Annotated in this window: 1 rRNA gene; it reads left to right on the forward strand. The window is 55.5% G+C overall.

The window, feature by feature from the left end:
* Nucleotides 1-647: ribosomal RNA gene (locus AC3WJF_RS23070) — 23S ribosomal RNA — on the forward strand; the annotation flags it as partial.

Here is a 647-nt window from a genome sequence, read left to right on the forward strand (position 1 = left end):
ATCGGGGTGGGAGACAGTGTCAGGCAGGCAGTTTGACTGGGGCGGTCGCCTCCTAAAGAGTAACGGAGGCGCCCAAAGGTTCCCTCAGAATGGTTGGAAATCATTCGTAGAGTGTAAAGGCACAAGGGAGCTTGACTGCGAGACCTACAAGTCGAGCAGGGACGAAAGTCGGGCTTAGTGATCCGGTGGTTCCGCATGGAAGGGCCATCGCTCAACGGATAAAAGCTACCCCGGGGATAACAGGCTTATCTCCCCCAAGAGTCCACATCGACGGGGAGGTTTGGCACCTCGATGTCGGCTCATCGCATCCTGGGGCTGTAGTCGGTCCCAAGGGTTGGGCTGTTCGCCCATTAAAGCGGTACGCGAGCTGGGTTCAGAACGTCGTGAGACAGTTCGGTCCCTATCCGTCGTGGGCGTAGGAAATTTGAGAGGAGCTGTCCTTAGTACGAGAGGACCGGGATGGACGCACCGCTGGTGTACCAGTTGTCTTGCCAAAGGCATCGCTGGGTAGCTATGTGCGGAAGGGATAAGTGCTGAAAGCATCTAAGCATGAAGCCCCCCTCAAGATGAGATTTCCCATAGCGCAAGCTAGTAAGATCCCTGAAAGATGATCAGGTTGATAGGTTCGAGGTGGAAGTGTGGCGACA

The sequence above is a fragment of the Heyndrickxia sp. FW510-T9 genome (assembly GCF_058781025.1).